Below are 569 nucleotides of genomic sequence, written 5' to 3' on the forward strand. Positions count from 1 at the left end.
TGCATCTAGTCATGCTGTATCTGGTCATCGGACAGTGGCGAGTGCCCTGGAGCTTCTGCATCTGGCACGGCAAAGGGCACCTTAGTCCCGTTCAATTAGCCTGCAAGCTGCTCGCCCGCGTCCCCAAAACCCTGACCCACCGCTTCCCCGTCATCGTGCTGGCAGATACTGAGTTTGGCACGATCAAGTTTCTCCAGGCTGTGCAAAAGCGACAGTGGCGAGCGGTTGTCGGAATGCCCGGCAACCGTCAGATGGAGAATGGCAAGTCCCTCAAGCAACTTTACCGCACCGGAAGACGCGGGCAACAAGTCCGCTTGGTGGGGATGTCAACGCCCCTAACGGTCTCCTGGTTTTGGCTCAAGCGCTCAGAGCGCAAACGAGAACTGCGCTTTGTCGTCTCTACTTACCCGTATTCTGGAGTCTACTTGGTGCGACTCGGACGACAACGCTGGGCGATTGAGGGCTTTTTCAAAACCATCAAACATCGCTTTAGTTTGCATCGCTTTGGTCAATCCACCTTGCTGGGACTCTACCGCTGGCTCGTGTTGTCTCTGGTCGCCTTTGTACTA

Annotated in this window: 1 protein-coding gene; it reads left to right on the forward strand. The window is 55.7% G+C overall.

Annotation, left to right across the window (positions count from 1 at the left end):
* Positions 1-11: 11 nt before the first annotated feature.
* On the forward strand, positions 12-569 hold a 558-nt coding region (locus C7B65_RS27205; RefSeq protein ID WP_146135867.1), incomplete at its 3' end, for a transposase.

Source organism: Phormidesmis priestleyi ULC007, assembly GCF_003003695.1.
In the GTDB taxonomy this organism is placed as follows: Bacteria; Cyanobacteriota; Cyanobacteriia; order Leptolyngbyales; family Leptolyngbyaceae; genus Phormidesmis_A; species Phormidesmis_A priestleyi_A.